General features: G+C 29.6%; 16 protein-coding genes and 2 pseudogenes. 11 read left to right on the top strand and 7 right to left on the bottom strand.

Features of this window, described 5'->3' with window-relative positions; all coding sequences use genetic code 11:
• Positions 1 to 77: 77 nt before the first annotated feature.
• Positions 78 to 1,181, bottom strand: a pseudogene (locus HMPREF2578_RS06440) (5-methyltetrahydropteroyltriglutamate--homocysteine S-methyltransferase).
• A gap of 214 nt (positions 1,182 to 1,395) precedes the next feature.
• Between HMPREF2578_RS06440 and HMPREF2578_RS06445 the strand changes: the two are divergent.
• From HMPREF2578_RS06445 to HMPREF2578_RS06455, 3 genes are all read left to right on the top strand, one after another.
• The gene (locus HMPREF2578_RS06445) at positions 1,396 to 1,953 is read left to right on the top strand and encodes a ribonuclease FAU-1 family protein (RefSeq protein ID WP_017175988.1); all 558 of its coding nucleotides are present in this window, start codon (positions 1,396 to 1,398) and stop codon (positions 1,951 to 1,953) included.
• A gap of 92 nt (positions 1,954 to 2,045) precedes the next feature.
• Positions 2,046 to 2,900, top strand: coding sequence for a LysR family transcriptional regulator (locus HMPREF2578_RS06450; protein WP_017175987.1), 855 nt, complete (start codon positions 2,046 to 2,048; stop codon positions 2,898 to 2,900).
• Between the two features lie 46 nt (positions 2,901 to 2,946).
• Complete coding sequence (locus HMPREF2578_RS06455; RefSeq protein ID WP_017175986.1) at positions 2,947 to 4,167, top strand: sugar efflux transporter; 1,221 nt, start codon at positions 2,947 to 2,949, stop codon at positions 4,165 to 4,167.
• Between the two features lie 185 nt (positions 4,168 to 4,352).
• Here the strand turns inward: HMPREF2578_RS06455 and HMPREF2578_RS06460 are convergent, their stop codons facing one another.
• Entirely contained in the window at positions 4,353 to 5,042 is a 690-nt protein-coding gene (locus HMPREF2578_RS06460) for a DUF1129 family protein (RefSeq protein ID WP_017175985.1), read from the bottom strand.
• A gap of 122 nt (positions 5,043 to 5,164) precedes the next feature.
• Between HMPREF2578_RS06460 and HMPREF2578_RS06465 the strand changes: the two genes are divergently transcribed.
• From HMPREF2578_RS06465 to HMPREF2578_RS06480, 4 genes are all read left to right on the top strand, one after another.
• Complete coding sequence (locus tag HMPREF2578_RS06465) at positions 5,165 to 5,617, top strand: GNAT family N-acetyltransferase (protein ID WP_019834911.1); 453 nt, start codon at positions 5,165 to 5,167, stop codon at positions 5,615 to 5,617.
• Between the two features lie 67 nt (positions 5,618 to 5,684).
• A complete protein-coding gene (locus tag HMPREF2578_RS06470; protein ID WP_017175983.1) occupies positions 5,685 to 6,062 on the top strand; it encodes an SA0632 family lipoprotein in 378 nt (125 codons plus the stop codon).
• 154 nt (positions 6,063 to 6,216) lie between these two features.
• The gene (locus HMPREF2578_RS06475) at positions 6,217 to 6,513 is read left to right on the top strand and encodes a hypothetical protein (RefSeq protein WP_049420405.1); all 297 of its coding nucleotides are present in this window, start codon (positions 6,217 to 6,219) and stop codon (positions 6,511 to 6,513) included.
• A 100-nt stretch (positions 6,514 to 6,613) separates the two neighbouring features.
• Complete coding sequence (locus HMPREF2578_RS06480; RefSeq protein ID WP_017175981.1) at positions 6,614 to 7,159, top strand: GNAT family N-acetyltransferase; 546 nt, start codon at positions 6,614 to 6,616, stop codon at positions 7,157 to 7,159.
• Positions 7,160 to 7,387: 228 nt separating this feature from the next.
• On the opposite strand, the gene HMPREF2578_RS06485 is transcribed toward HMPREF2578_RS06480, so the two are convergent.
• The 4 genes and pseudogenes from HMPREF2578_RS06485 to HMPREF2578_RS06500 form a co-directional block, all read right to left on the bottom strand.
• Positions 7,388 to 7,954 carry an LOG family protein gene (locus HMPREF2578_RS06485; protein ID WP_017175980.1) on the bottom strand — a complete coding sequence of 189 codons (567 nt, stop codon included), beginning with the start codon at positions 7,952 to 7,954 and terminating at the stop codon, positions 7,388 to 7,390.
• Positions 7,951 to 8,412, bottom strand: coding sequence for a YaiI/YqxD family protein (locus HMPREF2578_RS06490; RefSeq protein WP_049382107.1), 462 nt, complete (start codon positions 8,410 to 8,412; stop codon positions 7,951 to 7,953). The genes HMPREF2578_RS06485 and HMPREF2578_RS06490 overlap by 4 nt, the downstream gene beginning before the upstream one ends.
• Positions 8,413 to 8,435: 23 nt before the next feature.
• Positions 8,436 to 8,888 (bottom strand): annotated as a pseudogene (locus tag HMPREF2578_RS06495) (hypothetical protein); the annotation flags it as partial.
• 141 nt (positions 8,889 to 9,029) lie between these two features.
• On the bottom strand, positions 9,030 to 9,899 hold the full coding sequence (locus tag HMPREF2578_RS06500) for an undecaprenyl-diphosphate phosphatase (RefSeq protein ID WP_019834913.1): 870 nt from the start codon (positions 9,897 to 9,899) through the stop codon (positions 9,030 to 9,032).
• Between the two features lie 286 nt (positions 9,900 to 10,185).
• On the opposite strand from HMPREF2578_RS06500, the gene HMPREF2578_RS06505 reads away from it, so the two are divergent.
• Together HMPREF2578_RS06505 and HMPREF2578_RS06510 are read left to right on the top strand one after the other, a co-directional pair.
• Positions 10,186 to 11,829, top strand: coding sequence for an ABC transporter ATP-binding protein/permease (locus HMPREF2578_RS06505; RefSeq protein ID WP_019834914.1), 1,644 nt, complete (start codon positions 10,186 to 10,188; stop codon positions 11,827 to 11,829).
• The gene (locus tag HMPREF2578_RS06510) at positions 11,813 to 13,480 is read left to right on the top strand and encodes an amino acid ABC transporter ATP-binding/permease protein (RefSeq protein WP_019834915.1); all 1,668 of its coding nucleotides are present in this window, start codon (positions 11,813 to 11,815) and stop codon (positions 13,478 to 13,480) included. The genes HMPREF2578_RS06505 and HMPREF2578_RS06510 overlap by 17 nt, the downstream gene beginning before the upstream one ends.
• 115 nt (positions 13,481 to 13,595) lie before the next feature.
• On the opposite strand, the gene HMPREF2578_RS06515 is transcribed toward HMPREF2578_RS06510, so the two are convergent.
• Positions 13,596 to 14,033 (bottom strand): global transcriptional regulator MgrA, encoded by a 438-nt coding sequence (locus tag HMPREF2578_RS06515; protein ID WP_002449577.1) that lies wholly within the window; start codon positions 14,031 to 14,033, stop codon positions 13,596 to 13,598.
• A gap of 222 nt (positions 14,034 to 14,255) precedes the next feature.
• On the opposite strand from HMPREF2578_RS06515, the gene HMPREF2578_RS06520 reads away from it, so the two are divergent.
• Together HMPREF2578_RS06520 and HMPREF2578_RS06525 are read left to right on the top strand one after the other, a co-directional pair.
• Positions 14,256 to 15,179 carry a CobW family GTP-binding protein gene (locus HMPREF2578_RS06520; RefSeq protein WP_019834916.1) on the top strand — a complete coding sequence of 308 codons (924 nt, stop codon included), beginning with the start codon at positions 14,256 to 14,258 and terminating at the stop codon, positions 15,177 to 15,179.
• Positions 15,180 to 15,301: 122 nt separating this feature from the next.
• On the top strand, positions 15,302 to 15,601 hold the full coding sequence (locus tag HMPREF2578_RS06525) for a hypothetical protein (protein WP_019834917.1): 300 nt from the start codon (positions 15,302 to 15,304) through the stop codon (positions 15,599 to 15,601).
• Positions 15,602 to 15,641: the final 40 nt, after the last annotated feature.

The following is a 15,641-nucleotide window of genomic DNA, read 5'->3' on the forward strand; positions in this document are numbered from 1 at the left end:
TCATCTAGTTAAGTATAACTACATGAATGAAGTGTCTTTTTTAAAAAGAGATAGAGGACACCATTGCTGACATGCTTCTATTCAGCAGTACCAAAAAGTTCATTAGCTAATTCTACAACATAAGCTAATTTGTTCCATTGCTCTTGTTCAGTTAGAGCATTCCCTTCTTCTGTAGAAGCAAAACCACATTGTGGACTAATACAGATATGGTCAATATTTACATATTGTTCTGCTTCTTTAATTCTTTTTTTAATTGTGTCTTTATTTTCCAATTCACCTGTTTTAGAGGTGATAAGTCCTAAAACTGCATAAGCATTGTCATTAAAGAAACGAAGCGGTTCGAAATCACCTGAACGTTCATCATCATACTCTAAAAAGAAACCATTTAAATTTTCTTTAAATAGGTAAGGGGCGATGGCTTCATATCCTCCAGAAATTGCCCAAGTTGATTTATAGTTACCACGACAAATATGAGTAGTCAGAATTAAATCATTTGGCAGTCCTTCGATCGCTTTATTAATCACTTTATAGGCCAAATCACGTGCTTTTAGTTTTTCATCTTCAGAACGTTGACGACCTCTCACTTTTTGAGTACCGTCAGTTAAACCAGCCCAGTATACGTCATCTAATTGAATATAGCGCGCTCCTAAGTCATAAAATGCTTGTAGCGTTTCATGATAAACTTTGGCAATATCATTTGCAAAATCTTCTATATTAGGGTAAATCGTTTCATTTAAAATATTAGGGTGGAATAATTGATTTGGACTAGGTATTGATACTTTAGCAGTTGCGCGACCAGCCACTTTTTTATATAAAAACTTAAAGTGTTCAAAGTGTGGATGATTTGAATTAAATGATACTTTGTCCACAATTCTCACATTATGTGCACGTGTTTCTACACCTTCAAATTCTAATCCGTGGTCAGGAGTATATCCTTATACGCCATTAATATTCTCTAGAAAATCAAAGTGCCACCAACTTCTACGAAATTCTCCATCTGTAATGCTATGTAAACCAATCTCAATTTGTTTTTCAATAATACGTTCGATTTCTTCATCTTCAATACGTGTTAATTCTTCTAAAGATAATTCGTTATTATTAAACTTAAATCTCGCTTCTTTTAGGCGTTTAGGACGTAATAAACTTCCCACGTGATCTGCTCGAAAAGGTCTAACTGTCATATATAAAACGCTCCTTTTATTTAGAATTTTCAGATAATATAGAATAAAACTATCAAATCTTAGTGTTTTTGTCAATTTTACCTAAAAATTTAATAGTTGTAGTAAAATGAAATTGAAAAATTAATAAATTTATATGCTAAAAGTAATAAAGCATGGCATAAGATGACATGGTTTACTTAGTTTAATATAATAATGACAAGGAGTTGGTGGCTTTATGAAAATTAAATACATAGATAAACGTCACTGGCGTCGCCTAATTGAACGTGATTACATAGAAGTTAAGGTAAATAATAATAGGTTTAAAGGTATTATTGGCTTGGTCACGATGAAAAAGGTGCGTGAGCCTTTAGAGGTGACGGTGGTCGATCAAAATGTAGTTGTAGTAGATAATAACTATAAATGGCTACAAATTTTGCCAGAAAAAAAACGCTATAGTATTACTGCAATGTTTGATGATAAGGGGAATCCATTAGAGTACTATTTTGATATTAACATTAAAAATATTACTCAAAAAGGGAACGCGAGAACATTAGATTTATTTTTAGATGTGTTGGTTTTACCATCCACTGGTGAATATGAGTTAGTAGATGAACATGATTTAGAACTAGCTTTGAAAAATGGACAAATTACGAAGAAACAATACCATGAAGCCTATATTATCGCTCATCAATTGATGATTGAGATTGAGGACAATTTTGCAGAGATACATCATCGAATTATGCATTGTTATAAAAAGATGATAGGTAAATTAAATAAGCATAAGAAAGCGTAATTATATTTCTTTAATACTAAAACAATAATGAAATAGTATCAATTTTATTTACCATCATAGCCGTATTCGTGGATAAACATAAGGGGGAAGCTATGAAAATTGAAGATTATCAATTACTAATTACATTAGATGAGACGAAAACGTTAAGAAAAGCTGCTGAAATTTTATATATATCACAACCAGCAGTCACGCAACGCTTAAAAGCAATTGAACATGCGTTTGGAGTAGAAATATTTATTCGTACTAAAAAACAATTAATTACTACTACAGAAGGTGCAATGATTATCGAACATGCACGTGATATGTTGAATCGAGAAAAAATGTTTTTCGATAAAATACAAGCACATATAGGGGAAGTAAATGGAACCATATCTATAGGATGTTCATCTTTAATTGGACAAACAATATTGCCCCGTGTATTGAGTTTGTATAATACACAATTTCCTAATGTAGAAATACAAGTTCAAGTGGGTTCAACAGAGCAAATTAGATCTAATCATAGAGATTATCACCTTTTAATTACCAGAGGGAATAAAGTAATGAATTTAAAAAATATCCATTTATTTGATGATGAACATTATTTTATTTATCCAAAAGAACGTCATGAAGATGTGTCAAAGTTACCATTTATTGAATTTCAAGCAGATCCAATATATATCAATCAAATTAATCATTGGTATAGTGAAAAATTTGGACAAGATTATCATGCTACCATTACAGTAGATCAAGTGGCAACATGTAAAGAAATGCTAATAAGTGGTGTAGGAGTAACTATTCTTCCAGAAATAATGATGAAGAATATTGATCATCACGTATTTGAATTTGAAAAAGTCAACATTGATGGTCTTCCGTTAATCCGCTCAACGTATATGAGTTATGATAGTAGTATATTGCAACTACCACAAGTTGATGCTTTTGTTTCTTTAATGCTTAATTTTACTAAATAATAGTTAATCAATATTGCAATTTAAAAGAAGAATAGAGGTATAATATATGTTTTCAGCACTATTGCATATTAAAAACTATAAATTATTTCTTATTAATATGATGCTCTTAGGAATGGGTATTGCCATTACAGTGCCATACTTTGTTTTATTCGCAACAAATGAACTAGGAATGTCGACAAATCAGTTTGGTGTTCTTTTAGCTTTGGCTGCAGTCAGTCAATTTACTGTAAATGCGATTGTTGCTAGATTTTCAGATACACATCATCTTAATCGGAAAATACTTATTATTTGTGCACTATTTATGGGAGCACTTAGTTTTTCTATATATTTTTACATCCATCATATATGGCTATTTATTATAGTATATGCGATATTTCAAGGATTATTCGCACCTGCAATGCCCCAATTATATGCATCCGCTAGAGAATCTATTAATGCGTCTTCATCCAGAAATAATGCAAAATTTGCTAATACTGTCTTAAGATCAATGTTCTCTTTTGGCTTTTTATTTGGTCCACTCATTGGTGCATATCTCATTCAATTTATGGGCTACGCAGGGCTATTTGGCGGCACAGTTATCATTTTATTATTTACACTGTTGTTACAAATATTCTTTTATAAAGATTTAAATCTGACTATAAACGAACAAGTTAAAGATACTGCTAGTATTGAAATAACTGCACCTAATATGTTAAAAGATAAAGCTTTATTTATTCCATTTATTGCTTTTATACTTCTACATATTGGTCAGTGGATGTATACAATGAATATGCCATTATTCGTTACAGAATATTTGAAAGAACGAGAAGGTTATGTAGGTACTTTAGCAAGTTTATGTGCTGGCTTAGAGGTGCCTTTTATGGTTATATTAGGGATTTTAGCATCCAAATTATCTACACGCACTTTGCTTATACTAGGAGCCATAAGTGGTGGTCTATTTTATTTTAGTATTGGTATATTTGAAAATATATATATGATGATGATAGGACAAGTATTTTTAGCATTTTATTTAGCGATTTTATTAGGACTGGGTATTAGTTATTTCCAAGATATACTACCTGACTTTCCTGGTTATGCGTCGACTTTATTTGCTAATGCAATGGTAATAGGACAATTATGTGGAAATTTATTAGGTGGCGTAATGAGTCATTGGGTTGGATTAGAAAACGTTTTTTATGTTTCTGCCTTATCTATTTTTATTGGTATGATTTTAATATTGTTCACTAAAGATCAAAAGTTTACATCCTCAACTATGAATATACAATAATTAAAAGAAATGATTATGTATGAAAATAAAAGTCTGGGACTTTAAATCCTTCGACAAATGAAAAAGACCACTTTTTCTATTGAAATAATAGAAAAAGGGTCTTTTTTATAATTATTTAATTTATATGTAGCTCAAAGAGTTGTTATGTTTTTGAGAATAATGTTCTAGGCTCTTATTTCATATTTTTATAACACAGTATTTGAATCTTCATCAACAAAATGATGTTCTATATAGAAAGCAATAGGTGTAATAATTATAGAAATGATAATAAATGCCCAATTATTAATTTGAATACTAGGTCCATATGCTAAAAATGACTGTGGAATAAAAAATACATAAAATAGTGCTACTACTAGTAATGCAATAATACAGTAATTAAACCACCAAATCCAATGCGAATTATTAAAACACTGTAATTGAACAGTTTTAAAAACGACTAAAATAAAGAGAAATATAATAGTTAAACCAATGATGAGCGTAATAGGAAAGGTATATAAATATACTTCATTATGATTATCAGGAACAAAAAAACCGATAAACCCCTTAAAGAAAAAGAATATACCCATTAAAAAGATAAAATTTCTAAAAATAGATTTAACAATATTTTTAAATGTTTCATTTGGTAGGGATTTAAGTTGTTTTTTAGCGTGTGCTTTTGGGTCATGATCGAAAAATTCAAGAGCTAAAGTTCCATCATTTTCTGCGGCAAGTAACTCCTTCAAAATACGATTGAGCATGAGTTCACTATCATGCGGATTTACACGTAAATCTGATCTAATATAAGTCATATAGTTTTCAAAGATTTCTCGATCCGTATTATTTAAACGCATGGATTTCACGTTGTTTTCGCGGGCTAATGTTGCAGTCGATTTCATTTATTATCCCCTTAAAAATAAAAATGTTTAAAAGTTTTAAAAGTTGATTATTATATATTAAATATGAATAATCATATCATAGTTATGTAAAGAATATAATGTATAAATAGGAAGAATATAAAATGAGAAGTCTTTCAATTACTGATGATCAATTAATTGAGAATATTGCAAGTATTCATGAATATTACTTAGAAAAAAGTGGATTAAATTATCATGCTACAACGCTCTCTATAGCTTTAAGACAAGAAATGATTGAGAGAAGATTAAACATGAACCAAGATATTATTTATGTTATTGAGTCAAAACATGATTTTAGAGAACCTTCTGCTTTCATTTGGGGTCATTTTGAAACGAGTACGAAAGTGGTAACGATTGAAATGTTATATACACACCCTCATTGTCGAAACAGTGGGATAGCTACTAATTTAAAATTGGCATTAGAACAATGGGCGATAGAAAAAGATGCACATTCTATCGAAAGCACAGTGGATGCGAATAATGAACAAATGATTCATATCAATCGTGAACAAGGATATGATATAACTCATGTTAAAATGCGAAAAGACTTAAAATAATAAAATGAATCATGCCATATTTCATGTTAAAATAAGTGTTATTGATATATATTTAAAGGAGAAATATATGAAGAAGTGGATTGTACTTTTACTATTAGCGACTTTAATATTGTCAGCATGTGGTAAAAGTGAAGAAAAAGTATCTTTAGAAAATGATATTAAACAGCTAGAAAAAGAAAATAAAGATTTAAAAAATGAAAAAAATAATCTAGAGAAACAAAAAGAAAAGCTCAATGCGCAACGAGAAAAGTTACAAAAAGAAGTAGATAGTTCTGTTGCCAAAGAATCAGTTAAACAAGAAACTGAAAAATCCAAAAAGGATAACTCAAGTCAAACGAATTTATCAAATGAAAGTTCTAGTAGTACTGAAGAACAAAGTAGTGACTCAAATAGTGAACAATCAAGTAATAATACAAGCTCTAGTTCGTCTACAGAGAACAACTAATATCGGTTTTAAAAAGCTGCAGGTTTGGCGATAGAATAAGAAGGGTAATAGTATTTAAATACATTTTGAATATAATATCCATATATTTGAAAATAAAGTTTAAAAATATAATAATAAAATTCAGCACATAATTTATAGTATTGGAGAGATAACTATGCATGAACATGATTTTCAAATTCTAGAGGGACGTGACCTTACACTTCCAGAATTAGGTAAAGAGATTGAAAATATTACTGGACGTACAGTAACTCATTCAACTGGAGACATTAAACGTGTTGTAGCACACTTGCCAAATTTTGAATCAGAAAGTGATACTTTTGTAGCTACTTTTAAACTTAATCATCGTAATGATTATATCGATGCAACATTTGTAGCACCTAAAAATCAACGTAATAAGTTAAAAGAAATTCCAGTACATATCGAATTAATAAGTTATATTTCAAAAAATTAATAATTTTTTAATCAAAATGAACGAAACGAAGTGTGTTATGGTTATATACTCCATGTCACACTTTTTTCATAATTGTATTTGGGTAATGGAGTGTGGATAAATGGTTGTTTATATAGAAACAGAAAGATTGAGATTGCGTGATTGGGAAGAAAAAGATTTATTATCTTTTCAAAAAATGAATGCAAATCCTCAGGTAAGACGCTATTTTCCAAGTCTATTAAGTTATAGACGTTCAGAATTAGATATGCAACGAATGGATGATATTTTAAAAGAAAAAGGAATTGGGCTGTTTGCTGTTGAGCTTAAAGAGACAGGAGCATGGCTAGGATATATAGGGTTAAACTACTTACCAAAAGATAGTAAATATCCTTTTGAAAATTTACCTATATATGAAATTGGATGGCGACTTATCCCTGAAGTATGGGGGAATGGTATTGCTACTGAAGGTGCTATGGCTGTTTTAGAGTATGCAAAAGAAAAAGGCATAGAAGAAGTATTTAGTCTTACTGCTGAGGGGAATTTGGCCTCTCGAAAAGTAATGGAAAAAATTGGGATGTCATTATTTGATTATTTTGAACTACCTGACCTAAGTAAATATCATCCACTTAAAAGACATGTAAGATATCAAAAAAAGTTAAACATATAAATATTAATAAATAAATACTAGAAGATAAATAGAAACCCTAGAGGTTTTTAGCATATTAAAAGTTATGGACTACATTAAAAATGTGACGATAAAAAACAAATTTATTTCTAGTCCTAGACGCAAATATAGAAACACTCAACACGAAAGTCTCTACATTTGGTGCCGAAATTAGGATGGGCCAACGAATTCTTTCTGAATTCGTTGGCCCATCTTTTTTTATAATATTAATCAATCATAGGTTCTAACACCAAGAGGTTTATAATTAAGTAATCCATCAATTAGAGCCTCTTTAGTATCATATAAAGGTGCTAACTCTTTATATTTTTTATCGATAAAACCTTCTTCAATCATATGATCAATCAAAATTTGAAGCGGATTAAAGAATCCATTTAAATTAAAGATACCGATTGGTTTTTGATGTATACCAATTTGTGCCCAGCTATACATTTCGAAAAATTCTTCAAGAGAACCAGCTCCTCCTGGTGCCATAACAAAAGCATCTGCTAATTCAGTCATTTTTTCTTTGCGTTCGTGCATTGAGTCTACAAGAATGAGCTCACTTACTTTTTGACTTGTAATTTCACGTTCATCTAACATTTTAGGCATCACTCCAATTGCACGGCCTCCGTAATCTAGTACGCCATCTTGAATAGCGCCCATGATACCTACTGAACCCGCTCCAAAAATGAGTTCATAACCTTGTTCAGCCATATATTTTCCTAATTGATATGCTTCTTTAACATAAATAGGATTATTCCCTTTACTTGCTCCACAATATACTGCTATACGTTTCATTTTGTATCCTCCATTAATTGATTAAGTAAGGTTTGAAAAACATCACAAAAATGCTGTCGGTCTGCTTTTGAAAAAGGGGAGGGTCCTTTATGACGTCCACCTTGTTTTCTAATTTGTGCATTATTATAACGCTGTTGAAGTAATATATCTATATTATTTTCGTTATAGATAAATCCTTTATGATGCATTATAATTCTAGCTTTCTTTAGTAACAAACTAGCTAATCCATAATCTTGAGTAATCACAATATCGCTAGTTGTTACAAGTTGTATAATTTTGTAATCCACTGCATCTGGTCCATCATCAACGTATAATATATTTACATGACTTGGATAATGAGAATGAGAAATATGACTAAAGCTCCGTAAAATCGTAACAAAAAAGCCTGTCTCAGCTGTTAAATCAATAATTTCATTAACGACTGGACAAGCATCACCATCAACAAATATGGTTGTCATTATTTATTTGTAGCCTTTTCTGAATGTAACACTTTATCTTGAGTGATAATACTGTCGGCATTATAGTTATCATATTTCTTCATTTCTTTAATTCGCTGTTTTTCATTATGTTTTTGAATTTTTTCTTCTTCTTTATGACGTTTATCAATATTTTTTTGAAGCTTTTTCTCTAATTTAGAAGATTGTTTATGGTTCTTTTTAGCTAATTTTGATCCTTTTTTCTTAATATATTTAGGGTCATTTTCTTTAGCAATTTTTTTGAGTTCGCGCTTATTATCGAACTCTTGTTTTTTATCACCAAAGTAATCTTTAACATCAGATGCCTTATTTGCTACTGTATGTGTAGCATGTGAAGTTGCATGCGAAGCTTTTTGAACATCTGGATGAGACTTGATTTTTTTACGTTCTACAACTAGTGGTACGATAAATATCGGTAACACGTTAATTACTGTTTTAATAACTTGTTTTTTGTCCATACTCGTTGCCTCCATAAAATTTTCTTTCTCTTTCATTACCCTATGATACAGGAATTCAAACGATTGCACTGGATTAAAATAGTGATTTAAAATTTTTATAAAAAAACACTAAAATTCAAAAAGAATTTTAGTGTCATATCATTAAATTCCTTTACCAATACCGAATCCGAAATAAAGAATAGCAATGAAAATAACTAATACGATTCGATAAATCGCAAATGGTACTAACTTCACTTTATTAATTAAATGTAAGAACGTTTTAATAGCGATTAAACCGACAATAAATGCTGCTAAGAATCCAATGATATAAAATGGGACATGTGCAAGATCAATATATTGATAATTTTTAAGTAATGATAATGCACTTGCTGCTAACATAATTGGGACTGCCATAATAAATGTGAAATCAGAAGCAGATTTATGATTGAGTTTCATTAATACCCCAGTAGAAATTGTTGATCCAGATCTACTGAAACCAGGCCACATTGCGACTGCTTGAGAAATACCAATGACAAATGCTTGTAAATAATTAATTTGATCGACTGTTTGCGGATGTTTTACTTTAGTACTGTATTTATCAGCAATAATCATATAAATAGCGCCAATGAATAAACCAATCATTACAGTAGGTACACTAAATAAATGCGCTTCAATAAAGTCATCAAAAAGAACACCTAAAATTCCAGCTGGAATCATACCTATTAATACATGAAGTAAGTTCAATCGGCGAGGTTTAGAACGCATTCCCTCACTATGAGCAACGTGTTTGTATTTTCCAATATGTAACATTTCGAAGTAACGTTCACGGAACACCCATGCAGCAGCAAAAACAGAACCTAGTTGAATGACAATTTTAAAAGTAAAAGCTGAATGAGAACCTAAAAATTGAGACGATTTTAACCACATATCATCTACAAGAATCATATGTCCAGTAGATGAAACAGGAGCAAATTCAGTAAGACCTTCTACAATACCTAAAATTAACGCCTTAATAAATTCAATAATTATCATAAGTAACCTCTTTCTTTTATGTAAAAAATGAACTTTTATTTATGCTAAATATTTTATTTTAAAAAATTCACTTTATTATCATAGCATATTGAAATAATAATTTACTAATAATTACTGGTGTATATGACAATAATGTCATGTTGTTTTGAAATAAAATATTATTTTGTTGTATTGTGTGGAAGATGATGAATTCAAAGAAATGACATAATATTGTCACTTAACTTTGAAATCAATTAAATGATTATTTGTGATCAAGCTTCTATAATAAAGCATTAGGTGAAGAAAGTTGAAAAATTTAATGAGTTTAGTCTTTAAATATAAATTATTTCCAATTTTTATGGGAATGACTAGTGTATTGTTAGCCATATGTGTAGTGATTCAAAATATTGGAATTGCTGAGTTTTTGAATCAAGTCTTGTACCACAAGCTTTCATCTATCTATTCATTGTTATTTACTATTTTAATTGTATTAATTTTGAGAGTAACGTTTAATATGTTGAATCAACGATTAGGGGATATTTTAGCTTACAAAGTTAAACATGACCTTCGTCAAAAAATAATAACAAGTAAGTCTAAAGCTTCAATTGGCGTACAAACAAACATTTTAACTGAAGTTATAGATGGAATTACACCCTTTTTTAATAATTACTTGCCGCAAGTGTTTAAATCTATGTTCATACCACTCGTCATTATTAGTGTAATGTGTTTTATACATCTTAATACTGCTATTATTATGGCGGTTACTGCACCATTTATTCCATTGTTTTATATTATTTTTGGCTTGAAAACACGAGACGAATCTAAAGAACAAATGATGTATTTAAATCAATTCAGCCAACGCTTTTTAAATATAGCTAAAGGTTTGATTACTTTAAGACTATTTAGACGAACAACGGAGACGGAAAATCGTATTTATAGAGAGAGCACACACTTTAGGGATTTAACGATGAAAATTTTGAAAAGTGCATTTCTATCTGGTCTTATGCTTGAGTTTATAAGTATGTTAGGTATTGGTTTAATTGCACTAGAAGCGACGTTAAGTTTAGTCGTGTTTCACCATATCAATTTTAAAATTGCTGTAATTGCGATTATTTTAGCACCAGAATTTTACAATGCAATTAAAGATTTAGGTCAAGCCTTCCATACTGGTAAACAAAGTGAAGGAGCAAGTGATATTATTTTTGATTTTTTAAATAATATTGAAGAATCAAATATTAACACGCCTACCATAAATCAGAATCAGCAAAATCAAATTTACTTCGATAAAGTAAGTTATCAATACCCTAATACGACCCTATATGCATTAAAAGATATAACTTTTTCAATCAATCAAGGAGAAAACATTGCAATTGTTGGTCCCAGTGGTGCTGGAAAATCCACACTAGCGAATCTGATTAAGCAAATGATAACACCTACAAAAGGTCGTATTATATTTAATTCTGAAGTTACAGATATAGGTATGTTAAACCAACATCCATATATTTTTTCGGCGTCTGTTAAAGATAATATTACAATGTTTAATGAGGTTTCAGATGAAAAAATTTTACAAACTTTAGAAACAGTAGGACTTAAAGAAAAGATTTTAAGCTTAAATAAAGGAATTCACACTGTAATTGGTGAAGGTGGGGAAATGTTATCTGGAGGTCAAATGAGAAGAATAGAACTTTGTAGAGTACTATTACTACGTCCAAGTATTCTAATATTTGACGAGCCTACTACAGGTTTAGATATTGAAACTGAACGTATTGTTCAACAAACATTAGAGCATAACTTTAAGCATGCTACTACAATTACAATCGCGCATCGTAATTCGACTATACGTCGTGCAACACGACGTTTATATGTAAAAGAAGGTCATCTTATTAAAGATGATAATCAAATTTCTACGCAATTAAATAAGGTGGTGAATAAAGATGAAACCACATATTAAATTTCATTTAGATAAAGATTTATTTTTAGCTATATTAGTCAGCATTACTGGAAGCCTAATAGCACTTACAATGTTCTTCCTAAGTGGATATATGGTAACTCAAAGTGCACTAGGCATGCCTATTTACGCATTGATGATACTTGTCGTTTCTGTAAAATTATTTGGATTTTTACGTGCTATTACGCGATATGTTGAAAGATTATTATCCCATCGAACTACATTTACAATGTTAAGGAATATAAGAGTACAGTTTGTAAAGCAACTTTTTCCAAGAGTGCCTAATATTTATCGTAAATTTAGATCGAGCGATTTAATCTCAAGAATGGTTAATAAGGTGGAGTCACTGCAAAATATATATTTACGTGTATATTATCCCCCTTTTGTAATAGGTTTAACTGCGCTAATTGCTGCTGTTGCATTAATTTATTTTAGTATTGCTCATGCTATATTAATTGTCATAAGTATGCTATTTTATTTATGGATTATACCATGGTTAAGTGCTAAGCGTGTACGTATACTTAAACAACAAGTTACTACTCATGAACAAAAAATGTTGGCTGAGTTTTATGATTATAAAGCGGGTTATCAAGAGTTAATTACTTTTAATCAACAAGATGCATATAAAAAGAAAGTCGTTAAATCATTAGAATATTATGATAGGTTACAAGCTAAAGAAAATCGATTTTTAACATTTTATGATTATATATTGAATCTCATTTCTATTGTAACGATTTTTTTAAGTTTAGCTTTAGTCGTGATACAAATTGAACATGGATATTTAGATGTTATATATGTAACGAGTATGATATTAATGATTTTAACTTTGTTCGAACAGGCTATTCCAATGAGTAATTTTGCTTATTATAAGGCAGATACAGATCAAGCATTAACGGATATTAATGAGGTGTTTAATTCTTCGATAACTACACCTAAGTTAAATGTACAGACAAAACAAGAACCTGTATTTAGTATTTCTAATCTAAACTTTAAATATTTTAATCAAGAAACATTAGTATTAAACGATATTAATTTAACCATCCATAAAGGTGAAAAAGTAGCTATCATTGGACCTTCTGGTTCAGGAAAAAGTACGTTAATGCAACTGCTATGTGGTTTATATGAAACAGAAGAAGGTAGTGTTGAGTTGTATGGTCAACCTATTACTCAAATTAATGAAAACGATAGATATAATGAAATCAATGCGTTATTACAATCTCAACAAATATTTGATGGTACTGTCAGAGAAAATTTATTATCTAATCAAAAAGATGAAAACTTAATCGATGTCTTAAATATGTTGAATTTAAGTTACTTAAATTTGAACACTCAATTGACTTTAGATGGAACTTCTTTATCTGGCGGTGAAATTCAACGTTTATCTTTAGCACGTTTATTTTTAAAATCGTCTAACATTTGGCTATTAGATGAGCCAACTACAGCGCTTGATGAAGATAATACGAACAATGTAATGAAAGAAATTAACAAGCGAGCAGAAACATTAGTTGTTGCTACACATGATTTAGACTTACTTCCATATTTCGATACCATTATCGTAATGGTTGAAGGTGAGGTTGTTGAGTACGGAGATTATGTATCATTAAGTCAAAATAAGGGGTATTTAAATCGCATGATTCATATTAATACATTATAAAATAAAAAACCTGAGATAGCTTTAAAGAATGATCTCAGGTTTTTCACTATTGATAAATATATAAATTACATTTTGAAATGAATAACTTTAATTAGTTTAGTACTAGCATGTCACATTATTTGTTTTCGGTAAAAGCAGTAATAATTTTACCTAATAGACGATTAAGTTCATGGACTTCATCGTTACTCAAAGAAGAAGCAATGGCAACTTTTTGAGATGCATCACTTAGTTCAGGTTTAATATTTTCACTTTTTTCAGTAAGATGAATAAATACTTCACGTTGGTCAATTTCAGAACGTTCCCGTTTAATTAAATCAACGTTTTCCATTCTTTTTAGTAAGGGTGATACTGTACCTGTATCTAAAGCTAATTCAGTGACTACTTTCTTAACATTTACAGGCGATTCTTCCCATAAAATGCTTAAAACTAAGAATTGTGGGTAGGTAAGATTGTACTTTTTAAAGACTTTGTTTGAATAGTAGCGATTTACTTGTCTTTGTGCATTGTACAAACTAAAACAAAGTTGCTCTTTTAAATTGTGTTGTTCAGACATTAAAGTTCTCCTCCAGACATTTATCCGTTTCTCTTTATTTCGGATTAAAGTTCGTCTATGTTGTGTAAAATATAAATTATCACACACTTCATTTCAATGCCATGCTAAAATTAAAGTATGCTTAAATTTTAGAAGAAAACGATATTTTAATCAAGTGTAATCTAACGTACATTTTTATAATATTAATTTCAAATACATTTTATATAGAAATGAGTTTTTAAAATGATAAATAATAAAAATAAAAAAATATCTATTACAATTATTAATGGCTTTTTAGGAAGTGGTAAAACTACATTTTTGAATAATTATATACACCAATTATTAAAAAAAGATAAGAAAATAACAATTATTATGAATGAATTCGGTTCTTTTGACGTTGATAGTTTACTTATCGAAGAAGATATTACTGTAAAATCATTAATCAATGGATGCGTATGTTGTGACTTAAATAATGATTTAGTATTACAGTTACAATCACTGATTAAAGAAGGTGTAAGTCAACACATTCTTATTGAATCGACTGGAATTGCACATCCTTTAGAAGTCTTTGCAGCGTGTCAAGATCCAACAATAGTTAATGACGTGGAAATTCCTAAAATAATAGGCCTTGTTGATGCGTTAAGATTTAATAATAGAATGAAATATACGGCAGAAACGAATGAGTTAATGGAAGAACAAATTAAATATAGTGATGTAATTATTCTTAATAAAATGGATTTAGTGACACAAGTAGAATTAGAAAATATAAAAAAACAATTGGCTTCTATTAATAATAAAGCAACGATTTACGTGACTACATATAGTAAATTAGATGACGTAGTAGTGAAAAATAAATCTACTGATATTAATAGGCATGTTCATGTCCACCATCATAATGTACAATCTATGAAATATACGTTTAGCGCTCCTATTGATCGACAATTATTTTACCAATTTATAATGCGTTTGCCAGATGAAGTATTCAGATTAAAAGGATTTGTAAAATTTAAAGATCAATTGGATGCAATATACGAATTCCAATTTTCAATGGGATTACCTACTTATGGAATAACTGATAGAGAAGTGCCATTAACGATTGTTATTATTGGTGAAATGCTTGATACAACACGTTTGAAAAACCAATTAGAAATGATTCAATTTACTTAAAATGACTCCTTAATTTTTATGTGAGTGGTTATGAGTATTCTAAATTTCTAATAAATATGTCACAGTCTTGTCATGAGAATAAAAAAATAAATCATTTATAATAGAATAAGGAGGATATATTAATGAATCATAATGAAGATAAACGTACTAAACAAATTCGCTTTGAGTTTAAGTGGATTACAATCCCATATTTAATTTTTGCAATTATTATTCTATTGTTAAATATCTTTTTTACAAATATAAAAATCACAATGACACTATTTGGATTGTTCTTTGCTTATAATTTAGGAATATTATTTATCGCATTTATTAATAAGTACAAACGTACACTCATATTAACGCTAATTTTAACTATTTTAAGTGCAGCAACTTTCTTTACTTTATTATACGTTTTTGGACTTAATCGAGAAATATTTGGTTAATAAAAGTATGAATCACCTCATATAAATCAAGTAAAAGGAG

This window comes from Staphylococcus sp. HMSC072H03 (genome assembly GCF_001809305.1).
GTDB lineage: Bacteria > Bacillota > Bacilli > Staphylococcales > Staphylococcaceae > Staphylococcus > Staphylococcus hominis.

Bases quoted from the DNA above. Each gene is read 5' to 3' on its own strand.
- HMPREF2578_RS06445 (WP_017175988.1), top strand. From the start codon at position 1,396: ATGAAAATTAAATACATAGATAAACGTCACTGGCGTCGCCTAATTGAA.
- HMPREF2578_RS06450 (WP_017175987.1), top strand. From the start codon at position 2,046: ATGAAAATTGAAGATTATCAATTACTAATTACATTAGATGAGACGAAA.
- HMPREF2578_RS06455 (WP_017175986.1), top strand. From the start codon at position 2,947: ATGTTTTCAGCACTATTGCATATTAAAAACTATAAATTATTTCTTATT.
- HMPREF2578_RS06460 (WP_017175985.1), bottom strand. From the start codon at position 5,042: ATGAAATCGACTGCAACATTAGCCCGCGAAAACAACGTGAAATCCATG.
- HMPREF2578_RS06465 (WP_019834911.1), top strand. From the start codon at position 5,165: ATGAGAAGTCTTTCAATTACTGATGATCAATTAATTGAGAATATTGCA.
- HMPREF2578_RS06470 (WP_017175983.1), top strand. From the start codon at position 5,685: ATGAAGAAGTGGATTGTACTTTTACTATTAGCGACTTTAATATTGTCA.
- HMPREF2578_RS06475 (WP_049420405.1), top strand. From the start codon at position 6,217: ATGCATGAACATGATTTTCAAATTCTAGAGGGACGTGACCTTACACTT.
- HMPREF2578_RS06480 (WP_017175981.1), top strand. From the start codon at position 6,614: ATGGTTGTTTATATAGAAACAGAAAGATTGAGATTGCGTGATTGGGAA.
- HMPREF2578_RS06485 (WP_017175980.1), bottom strand. From the start codon at position 7,954: ATGAAACGTATAGCAGTATATTGTGGAGCAAGTAAAGGGAATAATCCT.
- HMPREF2578_RS06490 (WP_049382107.1), bottom strand. From the start codon at position 8,412: ATGACAACCATATTTGTTGATGGTGATGCTTGTCCAGTCGTTAATGAA.
- HMPREF2578_RS06500 (WP_019834913.1), bottom strand. From the start codon at position 9,899: ATGATAATTATTGAATTTATTAAGGCGTTAATTTTAGGTATTGTAGAA.
- HMPREF2578_RS06510 (WP_019834915.1), top strand. From the start codon at position 11,813: ATGAAACCACATATTAAATTTCATTTAGATAAAGATTTATTTTTAGCT.
- HMPREF2578_RS06515 (WP_002449577.1), bottom strand. From the start codon at position 14,033: ATGTCTGAACAACACAATTTAAAAGAGCAACTTTGTTTTAGTTTGTAC.
- HMPREF2578_RS06520 (WP_019834916.1), top strand. From the start codon at position 14,256: ATGATAAATAATAAAAATAAAAAAATATCTATTACAATTATTAATGGC.
- HMPREF2578_RS06525 (WP_019834917.1), top strand. From the start codon at position 15,302: ATGAATCATAATGAAGATAAACGTACTAAACAAATTCGCTTTGAGTTT.